The 16,413-nt window shown below is 72.9% G+C and carries 11 protein-coding genes; 9 read left to right on the top strand and 2 right to left on the bottom strand.

Annotated elements, in window-relative coordinates; translation table 11 throughout:
* The gene (locus tag AB0N16_RS28870) at positions 1 to 987 is read right to left on the bottom strand and encodes a DUF4097 family beta strand repeat-containing protein (RefSeq protein ID WP_365801652.1); all 987 of its coding nucleotides are present in this window, start codon (positions 985 to 987) and stop codon (positions 1 to 3) included.
* Between the two features lie 213 nt (positions 988 to 1,200).
* Here AB0N16_RS28870 and AB0N16_RS28865 point away from each other — a divergent pair, with 213 nt between their 5' ends.
* Positions 1,201 to 1,998, top strand: coding sequence for a hypothetical protein (locus AB0N16_RS28865; RefSeq protein WP_365801650.1), 798 nt, complete (start codon positions 1,201 to 1,203; stop codon positions 1,996 to 1,998).
* Between the two features lie 338 nt (positions 1,999 to 2,336).
* Here AB0N16_RS28865 and AB0N16_RS28860 read toward each other — a convergent pair whose 3' ends face one another.
* Complete coding sequence (locus AB0N16_RS28860) at positions 2,337 to 2,516, bottom strand: DUF6104 family protein (protein WP_152776632.1); 180 nt, start codon at positions 2,514 to 2,516, stop codon at positions 2,337 to 2,339.
* A gap of 224 nt (positions 2,517 to 2,740) precedes the next feature.
* Here AB0N16_RS28860 and AB0N16_RS28855 point away from each other — a divergent pair, with 224 nt between their 5' ends.
* From AB0N16_RS28855 to fxsT, 8 genes are all read left to right on the top strand, one after another.
* Complete coding sequence (locus tag AB0N16_RS28855; protein WP_365801648.1) at positions 2,741 to 3,199, top strand: CU044_2847 family protein; 459 nt, start codon at positions 2,741 to 2,743, stop codon at positions 3,197 to 3,199.
* The gene (locus tag AB0N16_RS28850) at positions 3,196 to 5,415 is read left to right on the top strand and encodes a trypsin-like peptidase domain-containing protein (protein ID WP_365801646.1); all 2,220 of its coding nucleotides are present in this window, start codon (positions 3,196 to 3,198) and stop codon (positions 5,413 to 5,415) included. Before AB0N16_RS28855 ends, AB0N16_RS28850 begins: the two co-directional genes overlap by 4 nt.
* Positions 5,416 to 5,527: 112 nt before the next feature.
* Complete coding sequence (locus tag AB0N16_RS28845) at positions 5,528 to 6,559, top strand: MoxR family ATPase (protein ID WP_365801644.1); 1,032 nt, start codon at positions 5,528 to 5,530, stop codon at positions 6,557 to 6,559.
* Between the two features lie 394 nt (positions 6,560 to 6,953).
* The gene (locus AB0N16_RS28840; protein WP_365801642.1) at positions 6,954 to 10,256 is read left to right on the top strand and encodes an SAV_2336 N-terminal domain-related protein; all 3,303 of its coding nucleotides are present in this window, start codon (positions 6,954 to 6,956) and stop codon (positions 10,254 to 10,256) included.
* Positions 10,257 to 10,283: 27 nt separating this feature from the next.
* The gene (gene fxsA, locus AB0N16_RS28835) at positions 10,284 to 10,487 is read left to right on the top strand and encodes an FxSxx-COOH cyclophane-containing RiPP peptide (RefSeq protein WP_365801640.1); all 204 of its coding nucleotides are present in this window, start codon (positions 10,284 to 10,286) and stop codon (positions 10,485 to 10,487) included.
* Positions 10,488 to 10,655: 168 nt separating this feature from the next.
* Positions 10,656 to 11,810 carry an FxsB family cyclophane-forming radical SAM/SPASM peptide maturase gene (locus AB0N16_RS28830; RefSeq protein ID WP_365801638.1) on the top strand — a complete coding sequence of 385 codons (1,155 nt, stop codon included), beginning with the start codon at positions 10,656 to 10,658 and terminating at the stop codon, positions 11,808 to 11,810.
* Positions 11,810 to 13,204 (top strand): HEXXH motif-containing putative peptide modification protein, encoded by a 1,395-nt coding sequence (locus AB0N16_RS28825; RefSeq protein WP_365801990.1) that lies wholly within the window; start codon positions 11,810 to 11,812, stop codon positions 13,202 to 13,204. The genes AB0N16_RS28830 and AB0N16_RS28825 overlap by 1 nt, the downstream gene beginning before the upstream one ends.
* Positions 13,205 to 13,330: 126 nt before the next feature.
* The gene (gene fxsT, locus AB0N16_RS28820) at positions 13,331 to 16,336 is read left to right on the top strand and encodes an FxSxx-COOH system tetratricopeptide repeat protein (protein WP_365801636.1); all 3,006 of its coding nucleotides are present in this window, start codon (positions 13,331 to 13,333) and stop codon (positions 16,334 to 16,336) included.
* Positions 16,337 to 16,413 lie beyond the last annotated feature (77 nt).

Here is a 16,413-nt window from a genome sequence, read left to right as displayed (position 1 = left end):
TCAGAGCACCTTCTTGTCGGTCGTACCGTCCGCCGGGGCTGCGGAGCCGGAGCCGGACTCGGACCCGGCGGTGGGTGCGGAGGGGGCCGCCGGTCCCGTCGGTCCCGGTCCCGTCGGCCCCGTCGGTCCCGAGGGGTCGGTCGTCGGTTCGGCCTCCCAGGCGGTCTTCTCGTCGTCGTCCTCCTTGGGCGGGCGGCGTAGCAGGGCGATGGAGCCGGAGACCGTGGTGGCGCGGAGCTTGCCGGTGCCCGCGCCGAGGCGGCCGGTGATCTTGTGGGCGCCCCACTGGCCGTGCACCCGCAGCCCGTCGAAGGCGTTGGAGATCGTGCCGCTCGCGGTGTTGGCCTCGACCTCGGCGTCGGCCGGATGCGGCAGCCGGATGGCGATCTCGCCGGAGACGCTGGTCAGTCGGACGTCCGTCGGGCCGTCCGGGTCCAGGTCGATGATCATCGATCCGCTGACCGAGTCGGCGCGCACGGCGGAGCCCGAGCCCTCGACGACGGTCAGGTCGCCGGATACGGAGTTGAACCGCAGGTCACCGGTGACCGTCTGGGCCTCCAGGTTCCCGGAGACGGTGTCCGCGCGGACCTCGCCGGAGAGACCGACCAGGGTCGTGTCACCGGTGACGCCCTTGACCACCGACGTACCGCTGATCCCGGAGACGACCGCGGCGGCGCCGACCACGCCCACCTCCACGCGGGTGTCCGCCGGGACGGCTAGCGAGACGACCGCGCTGCGCCGCCAGCCCTTGCGGTCCAGCCACTTGAGGAAGCCCTTCCAGGGCAGGTCCTCGTAGGCCACCGTGAGGGTGCCGCCCCGCTGCGTGACGATCAGGGGCGGGCCCTCGATCTCGGAGACTTCCAGGCGGGCGGAACCCTCGTCCGTACCCACGACGTTGACTGTTCCGTTGACGATGCGCACGTGCAGATCGCTCACGGGGGTGTCGAAGGTGAGCTTCCTGGGCTCAGCGACGGACCACTCGGACATGGTGCGGACCTCCCTCGGCCGGGCATGACGGCTGGACGCGGACGCTCATGCACGGCTCGCGCCATATCGCGTCTTCCATAAACACGATATATCGTGGCTGTGGGAAGTCAAGGCGCTCTTTGGGGTGACCGGTTGGGCGCGAGATTGACTTCATCGCCGCCCGGCAGGGCTCCATATCGGGCGACATATGGATGAATTGCCTACCGTGTGTGCATGCCGACCGACGAATCGCAGGCCGTGTCCCGGTCCGCTCACGCCCCCGCGCCCGGTGCCCTGCTGCTGTGCCGGGCAGACCCCGATTCCGTCGCCCCGCTCGCGCCTCTCCTGCGGGAACGGATGCTGCTGACCCGGGCCGGCGAGTGGAGCGTCCTCGTCCCCGAGGGCACGCCATGGCTGCGCGGGGGCGAACCCGTCGACCGCGTCCTGACCGGCTGGGCCACCGCGCTCGCCGTGGGGTCCGGGTGGCCGGTGCTGGCGCTGTGGTGGGACGCCGACCGGGCCGGCTACACCCTCGCCGCCGGCTTCCGCCGCCCGGTCGGCTATGTCTGGCTGGCCGACGGCACGCCTGCGGGGGAGGGCGAGGCGATGCGCGCGTTCGCCGCGCGGCTGGGTCTTGACCCGGTCCGCGACGTGCAGTCCCTGGACCGGCTGACCGTGCCGGATCCGGGGGCCGACGCACGCGCGCGCCTGCGCGGGCTGATCGGGGTCCTCACGCGCGCGGGTGTGCACCTGCGGGACGGGCTGGCGCCGGGGGAACCGGCCGACCGTCTCCGCGAGGTGGCCGGCGCCGGGGCCGACGTGAGGCATGTCGAGGACGCCGGGGGCGATGGCGAGGCGCAGGGAGGGACGCCGAGGGCGCATCGGCTGGCCCTGGCCGAGGTGGCCGTGGGGGCGCCGGTCGCCACGTGGGGGGTACGGCGGCGCAGTGTGAGGTGGGCCGTGGTGGGGGCGGTGCTGATGGTGCATGGGGCGCTGGAGCTGTCGTACGAGACGGTGTTTCCGCGGGATTGACCGACCAGGGGCTCAAGTCCGCGCGCGCCTTGGCTGCGGGCCGGTGGGCGGGCCGCGGTGCGGGTGCGGGCGGGCCGCGGTGCGGGTGCGGGCCGGTGCGGGCGGTCGCGGTGCGGGTGCGGGCCGGTGGGGGCGGTCGCGGTGCGGGTGCGGGCCGGTGGGGGCGGGTCGCGCAGTTCCCCGCGCCCCTTACGGGGCGCCGTTCCCGCGTCGCGGCGCTCCTGCCGAGGCGCCGTTCCCGCCCGGCGTCACAAGGCGTAACGCCTTCCCCGCGTGCCCGAGGCGTCCCGCGCGCCCGTGTCCGTGGTGGCCGCCCATCCCCTTGCCGACAGGGGCTCCTACTCCTCGTCCTCGTCGTCCAGTCGCGCCAGCCACGTCGCCAGGCGCTCCACCGGGACCTCGAAGTCGGGGTTCAGGTCGACGAAGGTGCGGAGTTGTTCCGCGAGCCACTCGAAGGTGATCTCTTCCTCGCCGCGCCGCTTCTCCAGTTCCTCGATGCCTCGGTCGGTGAAGTACATGGGTTGCTCTCCTGCGTACATGTGTGGGTGCCCGGTGATGGGCGCCTACCAGCCTAGGCCGACGGCAAAGGTGTGCCGTCGGCGACGGGTAGGGCCCGGCTCCGGGGGGAAGGACTCTTTCCCCGTGGATTGAAGCGGCGATGTCTTCCCGTGCGGGAAGGGCGGGAAACCACGAACGGTACGGCGTAGGGAGCACACGGGGCTCGGGGGAACGGGGGAGCGGAATGGAGCAGGACGCTACGCGGATAGCGCTGGTGCGATTGCCGGACGGTACGCCGGTATGGGCGCGGATCTCGGGGGCCGAGGAACTGGCCGTACCGACGGGGGAGTTGTCGTTCACGGACACCGGCTTCACCGACCGCGTGGAAGCGGCCGTGGAGAGTCTGGACTCGCTGGTCGGCGGGGTGGCGCGGTCGCTCGCCGAGCCGTTGCGGGCGGTGCGTCCCGACGAGGTGAGCGTCGGGTTCGGCATCGAGCTCACCGCGAAGGCCGGCAAGGTGGTCGGGCTGCTCGCGGACGGGGAGGCGAAGGCGGCCATCACGGTCACCCTGACCTGGCACGGAGGCGGCCCGCCCGATCCGGACGCCGGTCACGACGGCTCCCCGGTCGCTCGCGCGGGCGCATCCGGCGGCGCCCCGGTGCACGGGGGCGCCCAGGGAGCCGGGGCCGGGGGCGCGGAATGACGGACCGGCACGACGGGGGCGCATCCGGCGGCTGGGACCCGGCCCACCATGCGCTGCGTGAACTCGTGATGGCGGCCACCGTACGCATCCATCGCACAGGTGTCGGGTATGCCCCGGAGGAGACCGGGGCGTTCCTCGGCAGTGGTTTCTTCATCGCACCGAACTGGGTGCTGACCTGCGCCCATGTGATCGACGGCGGGGAGGGGGGCGAGGTCACGGTGGTCTATCAGCCCGGTCCCTTCGAGGAGCCCTGCGCGGTTCCCGGCAAGGTCGCCGCGACCCTTCCGGAGCACGTCGACCGTCCCGTCCCCAGCAGCTGGCCCGCCCCGGACCTGGCGCTCGTCCGTTTGCGCGAGCCGGTGGACCACGAATGCGTCTACATCTCCGAGCGGCCGATGCCGCACTACACCGAGGGCCGGGTGTTCTACGCCGGCTGGGCCCCCTTCCAGGGCCGGCCGCAGCCGCACGACGGCTTCCTGACCGTGCACGGCACCATCGGCGGCTGGTCGTCGGGCGCCCAGATGCGCCTCGGGGAGAACGACCTGCCGCTCGGCGTCTCCGGCGGGCCGGTGATCGATCCGGTGCGCGGCGAGGTCGTCGGCGTGCTCAAGTCACGCGCGGACCACGGATCGGGCGGCACCTCCATCGGGATCGAGCGGCTGCGCACCCTGCCGACGGCGCCGGGAGAGCGGCGGCACGACCTGTACCGGCACGGGCTGCGCCACCACGACCCGTACCAGCACGACCTCTACCAGGCCGTCTGCCACGCCCACGACCGCTACCACCGCGACCGCCAGCAGCCCACCGACGACGGGCGCCCCACCTGGACCGACCTCCAGGCCGAACTCGGGGCCCGGCCGGGCCGCACCCTGAGCCCGGACGAGCGGGCTGAACTGCTCGGCCGGCTCGCCGACCTGCCGCCGCCGGACAGTACCCGCGGCCTGCTCGACATCCTCCACTCGCTGCCGAACTTCCGGCTGCCGACCCTGTCGCCCGCGCCGCGCGGCTGGCGGGACGGCCTCGGCGCGCTGTACGAGAACGTGCGCAACGACGGCGCGCTCCGGCTCGTCGCCGAGTACGCGATGCGGGTCATGACCGCCGAGCGCCCGGTCACGCCCTTCGTGCTCGACGCCGAACAGGCCCTGTGGGAGTGGATCAAGCAGGCCGCGACCCGGCTGGACAGTGACTACCGCAGCGAGCTGGCCCGCGGGCGCGCCCAGCACCTCGGCGACCGGCTGCGCGAGCGGAGCGGCCGCGACCGCGGCGAGCACCGGACCGGGGGCGCGGCGGGGGAGCAGGGCCGGGAGCATCCACCGGGCACCGCGCACGACCAGTCCGTCCTGCTCGAAGTGGAGCATCTGGCCTGGAACCGCGGCTACTGCGACTGGTCGGTCGCGGTGGTGCGGGCCGACGGCGGTACGACCCGGCTGGACGACGGACAGGGTGCCCCGCTCGCCGACCTCGCCGCCCGGGTCGCCGAGCCGCTCGCCGAGGCCTTCCGCCGCTGTGACGAGCCCGGCCGGCCGGTCGCGCTGCACGCCGCCCTGCCGCATCTGCTGCTCGACCTCCCGGTGGACGAGTGGCGGCTGCGGCCCGGCGCCGACCCGTTGGGCGTCGAACGGCCGGTCGTGGTCCGCTGCAAGGACCGCGACCAGCTGCCGGGGGAGGAGGACGGCTGGTACGGCGGTGAACGCCCCGGTGACGGATTCCCTGGCGACGGATTCCCCGACGACGACGAGGAGTCCGACCGCCGGGACCGCTGGCACCGGGTGCACGAGAGGCGTGAGCGGGCCGAGAACCGGGCCAGGGCCGAGATACTGGACTGCGACGACGCGGTGCGCCGGCCGGTGTCCGACGTGGCCGCGCTGCGTGGCCTCGCGCCCGGGACCGTCCCGGTGCTGTGCCGGCAGGGCGACCGGCGCTATCCGGACGACGCCACCGCACTCGGCCGGATCGTCCGGGCGGGGTACGGGGTGGTGCTGTGGCGCCGCTGGAGCCGCCAGACCGACTCCGTGTGCGGTGAGTTCCACCGGGGCGCCAGGATGACCGTCTACGACGTGGACGGCGCCTGGGAGCTGCCCGAATCGGTGCACAGGCTGCGCAAACAGGTGCGCGAGGGGCTCACGGAGGCGTTCTGGGCCAAGGACATCGCTCTCCTGTACGACGACCCGCACCAACCCCTGCCCGGTACGGGCGACCTGCTCCAGGCGCCGTGAACTCGCGCGCCCTGTGTGAGGCCCTTACGAGGCCTCCTGAAGGTCGATAACGTGATGCACGTTCGATGGCTGCCGTGGGGACCGGACGGACGAGTGACGACGAGGACCGGACATGACCGAATCCAGTGAGTGGCTCATCTACCGAGGCGCCGGCGAACCCCACGACGGCATGAACAGGCTGCCCCCGCCGCCCCCTTGGCGGGACTTCACCGGCCGGACCGCCGAGGGCGGCGCCGACGGCGGCGACGGCTCCCGGGACCGCAGGCTCGGCGCCAACCGGCATCTGGCCGAGCTGCACCGGCCCGGCGCCGAGGAGCTGGAGATGATCAACGCGGCGCTGTACCTGCGCCGCCCGCTCCTCGTCACCGGCAGCCCCGGCGCGGGCAAGAGCACCCTGGCGCACTCGGTGGCGTACGAGCTCGGTCTGGGTGACGTCCTGCGCTGGTCCATCGTCAGCCGCTCCGCGCTCCAGGACGGCCTCTACCACTACGACGCCATCGCACGGCTCCAGGACGTGCAGATCGCCGCGCAGGGAGGGTACGGCACGGCCGGCGGCACCCCGGGTGCGGTGGAGGCGATCGGCAGCTACATCCGGCTGGGACCGCTCGGCACGGCCCTGCTCCCCTCCGACACCCCGCGCGTGCTGCTGATCGACGAGCTGGACAAGAGCGACATCGACCTGCCCAACGATCTGCTGAACGTGCTGGAGGAAGGGGAGTTCGAGATACCCGAGCTCCAGCGGATCGCCGACCGGCTGCCGGACGGCGAGGCAGAGGTGCTCACCGCCGACGGCACGAAGGTCCGGGTCCGGGACGGCCGGGTGCGCTGCCGGGCCTTCCCGTTCGTGGTGCTCACCAGCAACGGCGAGCGGGACTTCCCGGCCCCGCTGATGCGCCGCTGCATCCACCTCGAACTGGACCGCCCCGATCACAACCGCCTCGCCACCTTCGTCCGCGCCCATCTCGGCGACGAGGCGGCCCGCGCGGGCGACGACCTGATCAACCGCTTCCTGGAACGCTCGCGCAGCGAACTCCTCGCCGCCGACCAGTTGCTGAACGCCATCTACCTCACCGACGCGGCCGCCCCGCCCAGCCGCGACCGGCTCGCCGACCTGCTCATCCAGCGGCTCGACCGCCCGAGGTGAGCCGCTGATGCCGGACGCAGCGCCGCGACACGGCCCCCTTCCACCCGACCCCGACCGGCCACCGGGCGAGCCCGGTCCGTCCCCCGGCGACCCGGCGCAGGACCCCTCCGGCGGGCCCGACGCGGCCGCGAGGGCCGATGGGGATTGCGGGCGGGGTGGTCCGGGCGTTGCCGATGGGGATTGCGGGCGGGGTGGCCCGGGCGTTGCCGATGGGGATTGCGGGCGGGGTGGCCCGGGCGTTGCCGATGGGGATTCCGGGCGGGGTGGCCCGGGCGTTGCCGATGGGGATTCCGGGCGGGGTGGCCCGGGCGTTGCCGATGGGGATTCCGGGCGGGGTGGCCCCGGCGCTGCCGACGGTGGCCCGGAGCCGGGTGGCCTCGCCGACGGCGATCCGATGGCCGAACTCGTCCGCAGGCTGCGGGAGGTCGGGCTCGACCCGGACACCGAGGGGCTGAGCGACGCCCTGTGGCTGGCCCGGTGGGCGCGGCCCGCCGTCGAGGCGGAGGACGAGCAGGTGGCCCCCGGGCCCGGTGGCGGCCTGCCGAAGGGGACCGTCGTACCGCCGAAGGACCCGCAGGGCGACCCCTCGGCCACGGGGGGCGCGAACCGGCCGCCGCGGCCGGCACCGGCCGCCTCCGAGGCCGGCGGAGCCGACCGCCGTACCTCCCTGTACCCCGTGCCGCAGCAGCACGGCGCCGGGCACAGCAGGGCCGCCGGCCGGATCACCGGGCTGCCGGTCGGGGTACCCGCCGCCCCCGCGCTGCCCGCGCCACTCGAACTCCAGCGCGCTTTGAGGCCCTTGCAGGCCTACCGCAGCGCCGCACCGCCCCTGCGCACCGAACTGGACGAGACGCGGACCGCCGAGCACAGCGCACGCGCGGGCGGTCTCATCCTGCCCGTGTACCGCGCGATCACCCGGGGCGACGCCCGGCTCCAACTGGTCCTGGAGGCCTCCCCGTCGATGCGGGTCTGGGACCGGATGTTCACCGAACTGGTCCAGGTCTTCGGCCAGTTGGGGGCCTTCCGGGACATCCAGATCAGTCATCTGCACACCGGCCCCGACGGCGAGCCGGCGGTCAGCCGCAGCGCGGACGTGCGCACGGCACCGCTGCACACCGCCGACCGCCTCAGCGACCCGACCGGACGCCGGATCACCGTCCTGATCAGCGACTGCGCCGGACCGCTGTGGCACAGCGGCCGCGCCCACCGGCTGCTGCACCACCTCTCCCGGCAGGCCCCGGTCGCGGTGCTCCAGCCGCTGCCACAGCGGATGTGGAGCCGCACCCGGCTGCCTGTCACCTACGGCGAGCTGAGCCGCGGCGAGACGCTGGGCGGCGCCACCGCGCTGCGCGTGCGCACCCCGGCCGGTACCCCGTCCGGCGGGCCACGGGGCGCCGTACCGGTGCCGGTGCTGCCGCCCGAGCCGGTGGCGCTGGGCGCGTGGGCGAGGCTGCTGTCCGGGGTCGGCGCCGGGCCGGTGGCGGGCGCGGTGGGCTGGGTCCGCGCCGACCAGCCGCCCGCGCAGGCGGTCCGCGCCGGCCGTCCGCTGTCGCCGATCGAGCGGGTCAGCAGGTTCCAGTCCGCCGCCTCCCCGAGCGCCGGCCGGCTCGCCGTCTACCTGGCCGCCGCCCCGCTCTGCCTGCCGGTGATGCAACTGGTCCAGCGGACCATGCTGCCCGACTCCGGCCCCTCCGAACTCGCCGAGGTGCTGCTCGGCGGCCTGGTCACCCGGGCCCGCGAGGAGTACGTCGGCCAGAACACAGACCGCACCCAGTGGTACGAGATGGCCCCCGAGGTCCAGGAGGCGTTGCTCTCCGTGCTCGGCCGCGACGAGGCCCTGCTCGTCCTCAAGCACTGCTCCGAGTACATCGAGCAGCGCTTCGGCAAGGGCGGCCCCAACTTCCCCGCGCTCGCCCTGGCCCAGCTCGGCGACGGCGGATCCGGGCGGCCGTACACCCCGCCGGGCACCGGTTACCCGGCGCGCAACGGTGACAACGGCGACGCGACCCTGGTCCCGCAGCCCTTCGCCGAGGTCGCCGCCCGCGTCCTGGAGCGTTTCATGCCGCTGCCCGAACAGTTCCGCCTGTACGGCGCCCGCGACACCGCCGTACGACCGGGCGAACACCGCACTCACCAGGCGGTCGAACGGGCCCGCGCCCTGCTCGCCCGGTTCGACACCGAGGGCATGGTGCAGGACCTGATCGACGCCGTGCAGCTGCTGCGCGGGGCCACCGAGCACGAGGTGCCGGTGGGCGCGGACCCGGAGCTGTGGGCGGAGTACGCGCACTGCACCCTGCGCCTGTGGGAGGTGCAGGGCGGCGCCGAGCTGCTGCGGGAGGCCGAGGAGGCGGCGGAGCGGGCCGTGGCCCACCCGCACGCCCGGCGCGAACGGGCGGTGCTGGCCCAGGTGTTGCGGGCCGCCGCCACCGACCGCAGGCGGCACGGCGACCGGACGGGCGCCCTCGACCTGCTGCGCCGTGCCGACCGGGAGTACGCGGTGGCCTGCGGCGCCCCCGACCTCGATCAGCGGGAGGCGCTGCGGCTGACGCTGGAGCGGGTCGGTGCGCTGGAGGCACAGTGGAGCCTCGGCGGCGACAGCGCGCTCCTGCAGAGCGCGGTCGGCATGCTGGAGGCGTTCGCCGACGCCTGGCCGGACCGCCGGCACCGGCCGCCCGAACTGCCGCGCGCGCACGGCCGGATCCTGCTGCGCCTGTCGGCCGCGACGACCGACCCCGAGCAGGCCCGCGGCTACGCGGAACAGGCGTCCGGGTCGCTGCGCGACGCCCTGGAGGCCGCCCCCGAGGCCCCGGACCGGGTCAGGGTACGGCTCGACCTGGTGGACGCCCTGCTGTGCGCGGGCGCCCCCCTGGACGAGGCCCAGGACCTGGTCGACGAGGCGCTGGCGGTCACCCGGAAGCGCGGCCAGCGGTCCGCCCTGCATCTGCGGGCCGGGCGGATCCGGGTCGCCCGGTACGCGGAGACCGGCGATCCGCGCGAACTCCAGGACGCGGCCACCGCGTTCGCGAGCGCGGCGGCGGAGATGCCGCGGGACGACCCCGAGTACTCCCAGGTCCTCGCCGAGTGGGGCGAGGCGCTGCTGCGCCGGGCGGACTCGGAGACCGGTGACCGCGCGTGGGCGCCGCTGTCGCAGGCGATCCGGGTGCTGCGGGACTGCCGCCGGGAGACCTCCACGGGGAACCGGGAGCTCGGTCTCCGGCTGCTGTTGCTCGGCCGTGCCCTGATCCTCCGCTACCGGCTGCGCGGCGACCGCGTCGACCTCCGGGAGGCGGAGTACCTCTTCGGGCTCGCGGCGGACGAGGCGGACGACGCGGGTGCCCCGCTGCTGGCCGCCCGCTGCCGTCTCGAGCTGGGGCAGGCGCAGTACGAGGCCTACCACAGCCTGGGCCGTCCGACCCGGCTCGACGAGGCGATGGACGCGTTCCGCCTCGCCGCCGAGTCCGCCCGGGAGGCGGAGGGCGGGGCCCGCACCGAACGCCGCCGCCAGGAAGCGGTGGTGCTGGGCGCGCAGGCCCACCACTGGCGGGGTATGTCCTACGAGGCGGCCGCTCGCCCACGGGCCGCCCGCGAGGCCTACCGGGCCGCCCGGACGGAGTGGTCGAAGCTGCCGGAGGGCACGCTGGTCCCGGTAGAGCCGACGGCCGCCGACACGGCGGAGCGGCTCGCGGCGTTGGAGTGAGCGCGGACGACGGAGAGGGACGGGGACATGAGCGGACGGGACGACACGGCGCGGGTGACGGGCGGGCCGACGGCCGGTGAGCCGTTGCCGGAATTGCCGGAGCTGCTGGAGCTGGACCTCGAGGAGCTGAGGACGGTCCAGCACCCGGTCCTGCACGAGGTGCTGGAGGGGCTGCGCGAGCGGGCGGAGCGGCCGAGCGAGATGCTCTGGGGCTTCAACAACGCGATGTGAGCCACCGGAAGGGCGTGTTGTGAGCCACATGGCGCAGTGAAAGGCGGTCTCGTTCGGTCAAATGGAATCAGAAAAAGGCGACTTCGATCGCATCGGGTTTGCGTCCGGTCTCCGACCGGGAATGCGGTCTGATACGGGTGAAATGGCGTACGGCATGGGGGTGCTGGAGTGTCTACGACCGGACACCCTTTTCGCCAGTTCATCGTGAAGGTGCACGGCCGCTGCAACCTGGCCTGTACCTACTGCTACCTCTACGAGGGGCCCGACCGCACCTGGCGCGCCCGCCCGGCCGCGGCCCCGCCCGCCGTCCTGGACCGCACCGCCGACCGCATCGCCGAACATGCCCGTGTCCACGCCCTGACCACGGTCTCCCTGGTCCTGCACGGCGGGGAACCCTTGCTGGCGGGCACCGACACCCTCGCCCGTTTCACCGACACCGTACGCGCCCGGGTACCCGCCGGCTGCACGGTCCGGGCCACTGTCCAGACCAACGCCACCCTGCTGACGGAGGACCGACTGACGGTCCTGTCCCGGCACGGCATCCAGATCGGAGTCAGCCTCGACGGCGGCCGCCCCGAGCACAACGTGCGTCGCGTCGATCACGCGGGCCGCCCGTCCTGGCCCGCGGCCGCACGCGGAGCACACCTGCTCGCCGCCCGCTTCCCGGAGTCGTACGCGGGCATCCTGACCGTCGTGGACCCCACCCTGGACCCGGTGGAGACCTACGACAGCCTGCTGGAACTCCGCCCGCCCTCGCTCGACTTACTGCTCCCGCACGGCAACTGGTCGTCACCGCCGCCGCATTGGGGTGATGTGCGACACGGTGACTGGCTGTGTGCCGTCTTCGACCTCTGGTGGTCGGCCGGGCGGCGGGAGACGAGGGTGCGGCTCTTCGAGGAGTGCATCGCGCTGCTGCTGGGTCTGCCGGCGGCGACCGAGTCCCTGGGACTGGCCCCTTTCGACGCGCTCGTCGTGGAGACGGACGGGTCGATCGAACAGGTCGACTCGCTGAAATCGGCGTACGAGGGCGCCGCGCGCACGGGGCTGGACATCTTCCGGCACGCTTTCGACGAAGCGTTGCGGCATCCGGGGGTCGCCGCACGGCAGACGGGCGCGGCGGCCCTTGCCGACCGCTGCCGGGCCTGCCCGCTGCTGTCGGTGTGCGGCGGTGGCCACTACGCGCATCGCTACCGCGCCGGGCACGGTTTCCGGAACTCCTCGGTGTACTGCGCCGACCTGGAGCGTTTCATCCGACATGTGGCCGGTCGGCTCGCGGCGCACGCGGCACCCGCCCTGGCCTCTCGTGAAGGGGGCACCCCGTGATGTTTCCGGCGGTCCCGGACCCGGCCCTCGCCGAACTCGGGCGCACGGAGGGCGGCGCCGACACGCTCGCGCTGCTGGTCCGGGACCAGGACACCCGGCGCCTGCTCCTGCTGCGCGCGGTGCTGGACGCGGCGGAAGCAGCGGATCCGGCGCTCTGCCCGCCGACGGCGAAGGCGAGGCTGAGGGAGGACTGGGCGCTGCTGACGGAGGCGGACCGGACCGCTGCCGCCGGCTCCCCGGCACGGACCAGGCTCAGCTATCCGCTGCTCGGCCCCTGGGCCCGGCGCTGCCTGACCGGCCTCGACCCGCGCACCGGCTCCCCTGCCGACGAACAGCGACGCGAGCTCGCCCGCGATCTGGCGTATTTCAGCGCGGTGGCGGCGGTGGCGGCGGCCCGCGCCGGGATTCCGTTCAACACGGTGCTGACGGCCCGGGACGGGGTCCTCGTCCTTCCCTCGCTGGGTGCCCTGTGCACCCGGGAGCAGGGCGATGCACGGATCCAGGTGACGTACGACCAGGGCCGAATGATGCTCGGTCAGGTAACCGTTCATCTGGAGAACGACGGCGGAGCATGGTCCGGCGCGCCCGCCTGGACCTCGGCGTACGTGTTGCCGGGCCTGGTCCCCGGCGCCGCACCCATGCCCCTGGATGACCTCGATCCCTACCGCGTACCACCCCGCGAGCCCGACCAGTACGCGCTCAGCGGCCCGGCGGGTCCGGATGACGCCGAACGGAAGCGGTGGCTGCAGGGCTGGTCCGGCACCGCCGCGGTACTCCGCACGGGCGGCGAAGGCCGGCTCACGGAGGCGCTGGCACTGCTGCGCTGTCTGGTGCCGCTGGAGATGCCGCCGGGAGCGGGCGGCCGGGGCAGTTGCAGCGGAACCCGGCGGGAGGCTTTCGGGGCGTTGCTCAGCAGCGCTCCGGTGACTCCGGTGGCCTTCGCGGCGACGCTGGTCCACGAGTTGCAGCACGCCAAGCTCGCGGCGCTGAGCGAGATGGTGGAGTTGCACCGTGCCGGACCGGCGGCCCGGTACTTCGCCCCTTGGCGCCCGGACCCACGCCCGTACGACGGCCTCCTCCAGGGCGCGTACTCCCACCTGGCACTCGCGGACTTCTTCCAACGCCGGGCGCTCGCCGGGGAGCCGGCGCGACGCGGGGGCGCGTGGGCGCAGTACGCGCGCTACCACGCCCAGGTCGGGGCGGCCCTGCCCGCGTTGGTCGCCTCGTCCGACCTGACGGCGGTGGGCCGGCGGTTCGTGGACGAGATGGCCGTCGCCCATGACCGGCTCGCCGCGCATCCCGCGCCCCGCGGGCACGCGGCACGCGCGCAGGCGTACGTGAAGGCGGTGCGCGTGCTGTGGACACAGCGTCAGCCCCCTGGGGAATCGCACTGAAATGACGACTTCTCAGGCCCTGCTGCGCAAAGATCGACGAGCTGAGGTGTTGGTTCCGAAGTCGGCGGACTCCCCAGAGCCGCACCGAAGTTCTAGGATTTTAAGACTACGCGTGGAGGCCGTCGCATGTCTGAAACTCGTACGCCGGTCAGGTCGACCGAGAGGAGGGTCGCGAGGCAGACCATCACGATCAGCTTCGCCGGGTTCAACCGGGCCTGGGCGGCGTGGATCGGGGACAGGCTGGAGCGGCGTGGCGTCCGGGTCTCCTACGTGCGCTGGGACTCCCCGGCGGAGGAGACCCTGGTGGACCTTCTGCGGGGTCTCTCGCTCGCCGAGGGACGTGTCCTCATCCTGGTGAGCGAGCGTTACTTCCAGCTGGGCCCCCGGACCTTCGAGGAGTGGAACGCGGCTCTGCGCGAGGTCGTCGGGCCGGACCCGTCCAAGTTCGCCGCCGTGTCCGTCACCAACTCGAAGGTGCCCGCGGCGATCGCCGTGCTGGGCCCGGTCGACCTGACCAACATGGGCGAGGACGAGGCGGAACGGCGGCTGCTGGACCGCCTGGACCTGCCGACGGACAGCCGCCCCCCGGTGGGTGGCTCCCGCAGCCCCCGCTTCCCGGCCGCGCTGCCGGAGGTGTGGGGCGGTGTGCCGCGGCGCAACACCCGTTTCACGGGGCGGGAGCCGTTGCTGAACGACGCGTATCACCTCCTCCAGAGCAGCGAGCCGGGCGCGGGCGTACTGACGCTGCACGGTATGCCGGGGGTGGGCAAGACCCAGATGGCGGCCGAGTACGTCTATCGATTCGGTTCCGAGTACGACGTGGTGTGGTGGGTCAACGCGGAGAGCAGGGTCACCTATCGCCGCGCGCTGGCCGAACTCTCCGCCAGACTCGGCCTCTCCACGGGTGACGAATACGGAGAGCGACTGCGCGCGGTTCGCGACTCGCTGCGGCGGGGCAATCCGTACTCCCGCTGGTTGCTGGTCCTGGACGGCGCGGACGAGCCGGAGCAGATCTGGGACCTGGTCCCGACGGGCCCGGGCCACGTGATCATCACCTCCCGTAATCCGGAGTGGGGGGAGCACAACAGCACGTTGCTCGAAGTACGCGTCTACGACCGTGACGAGTCGGTCGCCTTCATCAGGCGCCGTGCGCCCCGGCTGACGGAGGAGGACGCCGACCAGCTGGCTGGTGCTCTGGAGGACCTGCCACTGCTGCTGGACCAGACCGCCGGCTGGCTGAACGACTCCGACCTGTCCGTCGAGGACTACATCGCACTGCTGGAGGACGGTGTCGACGGGGACGTCGTGCGGGTGTCCGCCGACTTCCCGGTGGCCTTCCAGACCGCGTGGTCGATACTGCTGAACAAGCTGCGTGACACAGTTCCGGAGTCCGTCGACCTGCTGCGGCTGTGCACGTTCTTCGCACCGGGCTTCATCCCCGTGCGCATGCTGCGCGAGATGTCCCACGACGACCTGCCAGAACAGCTGTCCGGCCTGCTGGACGATCCGCTGCTGTGGAACAAGGCGATCAACCAACTGCGCCAGTACTCCGTGGTCCGTCTGGAGTCCCACGAGGTCGGCGTGGACGAGGCACCGTCCCCCGGCGAGTCGGTGTACCTCCACCGGATGGTCCATCAGATCGTCGGCAAGGACATGCCGGAGGAGGATCGGCGGGAGTTCGTCGACGTGGTGCGGCGGGCACTGGCAGAGGCCGACCCCGGCCGTCCGAGCGATACCCGCAACTGGGAGACATACGCGGAACTCGTGCCGCACCTGAAGTACGCCGACGTCCTCAACAGCAAGGACCGCAAGGTACAGGCACTGGTCCTCAACTGCCTGCGCTACATGTACTTCGCGGGTGAGTACACCTCGGGCTGGAAACTCGGCCGGCGAGCACTGAATACCTGGCGCGAACTGCTGGGCGAGTCGCACCCGCGGCTCTGGGACGTGACCTACCACTATGCCAACTTGCTGCGTGAAGCAGGAAGGTTCAAGGACACGGAGGCCCTTGAACGTGCGGCGGCGGAGAAGCTGCGGCAGGAACGCGGCGAACGCGATCTCGACTACCTTCGCACCCTCGCTGGACTGGCCGCAGACCTGTGGAACCTCGCGGAGTACGACGAGGCGCTCGCCCTGGCCGAACGGCTGTATCCCACCTACCGGGAACTACTCGGTGAGCAGGACTCCCGAACCCTCAACGCGCTGAACAACTGGGGCTTCACTCTGAGGTTGAAGGGGCGGTACCAGGAAGCCCTGGACATCGACCAGCAGACGCTGGAGCAACGGCGCCTCGTGCTGACGAACCGTCACCTCTGGACGCTCTTCTCCGAAGTGTCGTTCGCGATCGGCCTCAGGCTGCTGGGCCGCTACGCGGAAGCCGAGTCCATCCAGGCCAGGAACGTCCGTGAGTATCGGATCGTCGCAGGCGAGACCAACCAGGACACCCTGCGTGCCGAGCACAATCTGGCACTCTGCACGCTGCGGAGCGGGGATCGTGTCACGGCCGGGAGGTTGCTCACGAAGGTGCTGGAAGGTTTCGAACGCAAACTTGGCGACCGGCACCGCCTCACCCTCGCCGCCGCCGTCAGCCACAGCTGCTTCAACCGTGAGCACGGCGACATCGACCTGGCCCGCGAGACCAGCGAGTCGATCCTGGCCCGGTACGAGGAACTGCTGCCGGAGGGGCACCCGTTCATCATCGGGGCCCGGGCCAACCAGGCGCTGGTCCTGCGCAACGTCGGCGAGCGCGAACACGCCCACGTCCTGATCGAGCAGGCGTTCGCCGACATGTCCGAGGCCGTGGGCGAGGACCACCCCTACACGCTCGGCTGCGCCATCAACGCCTCCGCCCTGCGGAACCTCGTGGGCGAGACGGAGTCCGCCGCCGAACTGAGCAGGATCACGATCGCCCTCGCCACCGAGACCCTCGGCCGCACCCACCCGCTCACCCTGTCGGCCCGCGTCGCCTACGCGGCGGACCTGCGCGGACTGCGCTCCCGCCAGCAGGCCGAGAAGGCCGAGCAGGAAGCCCTGGCCGACCTGGAGGCGACTCTGGGCAAGCAGCACGTCCACACCATCTCCGCCCGCGCCCGCAACCGTCCGTACTGGGACTTCGAACCCCAGGCGAGCTGACGCCCGCTCCGCTTCCCCGGCGCGCATAAACTCCGGCGCCCGGGGAAGAGTCGAATCTCAACATGCCTGCAACACAC

The organism is Streptomyces sp. NPDC051105 (genome assembly GCF_040682795.1).
Taxonomy (GTDB): domain Bacteria; phylum Actinomycetota; class Actinomycetes; order Streptomycetales; family Streptomycetaceae; genus Streptomyces.
This window is presented reverse-complemented; position numbering and strand designations above follow the sequence as displayed.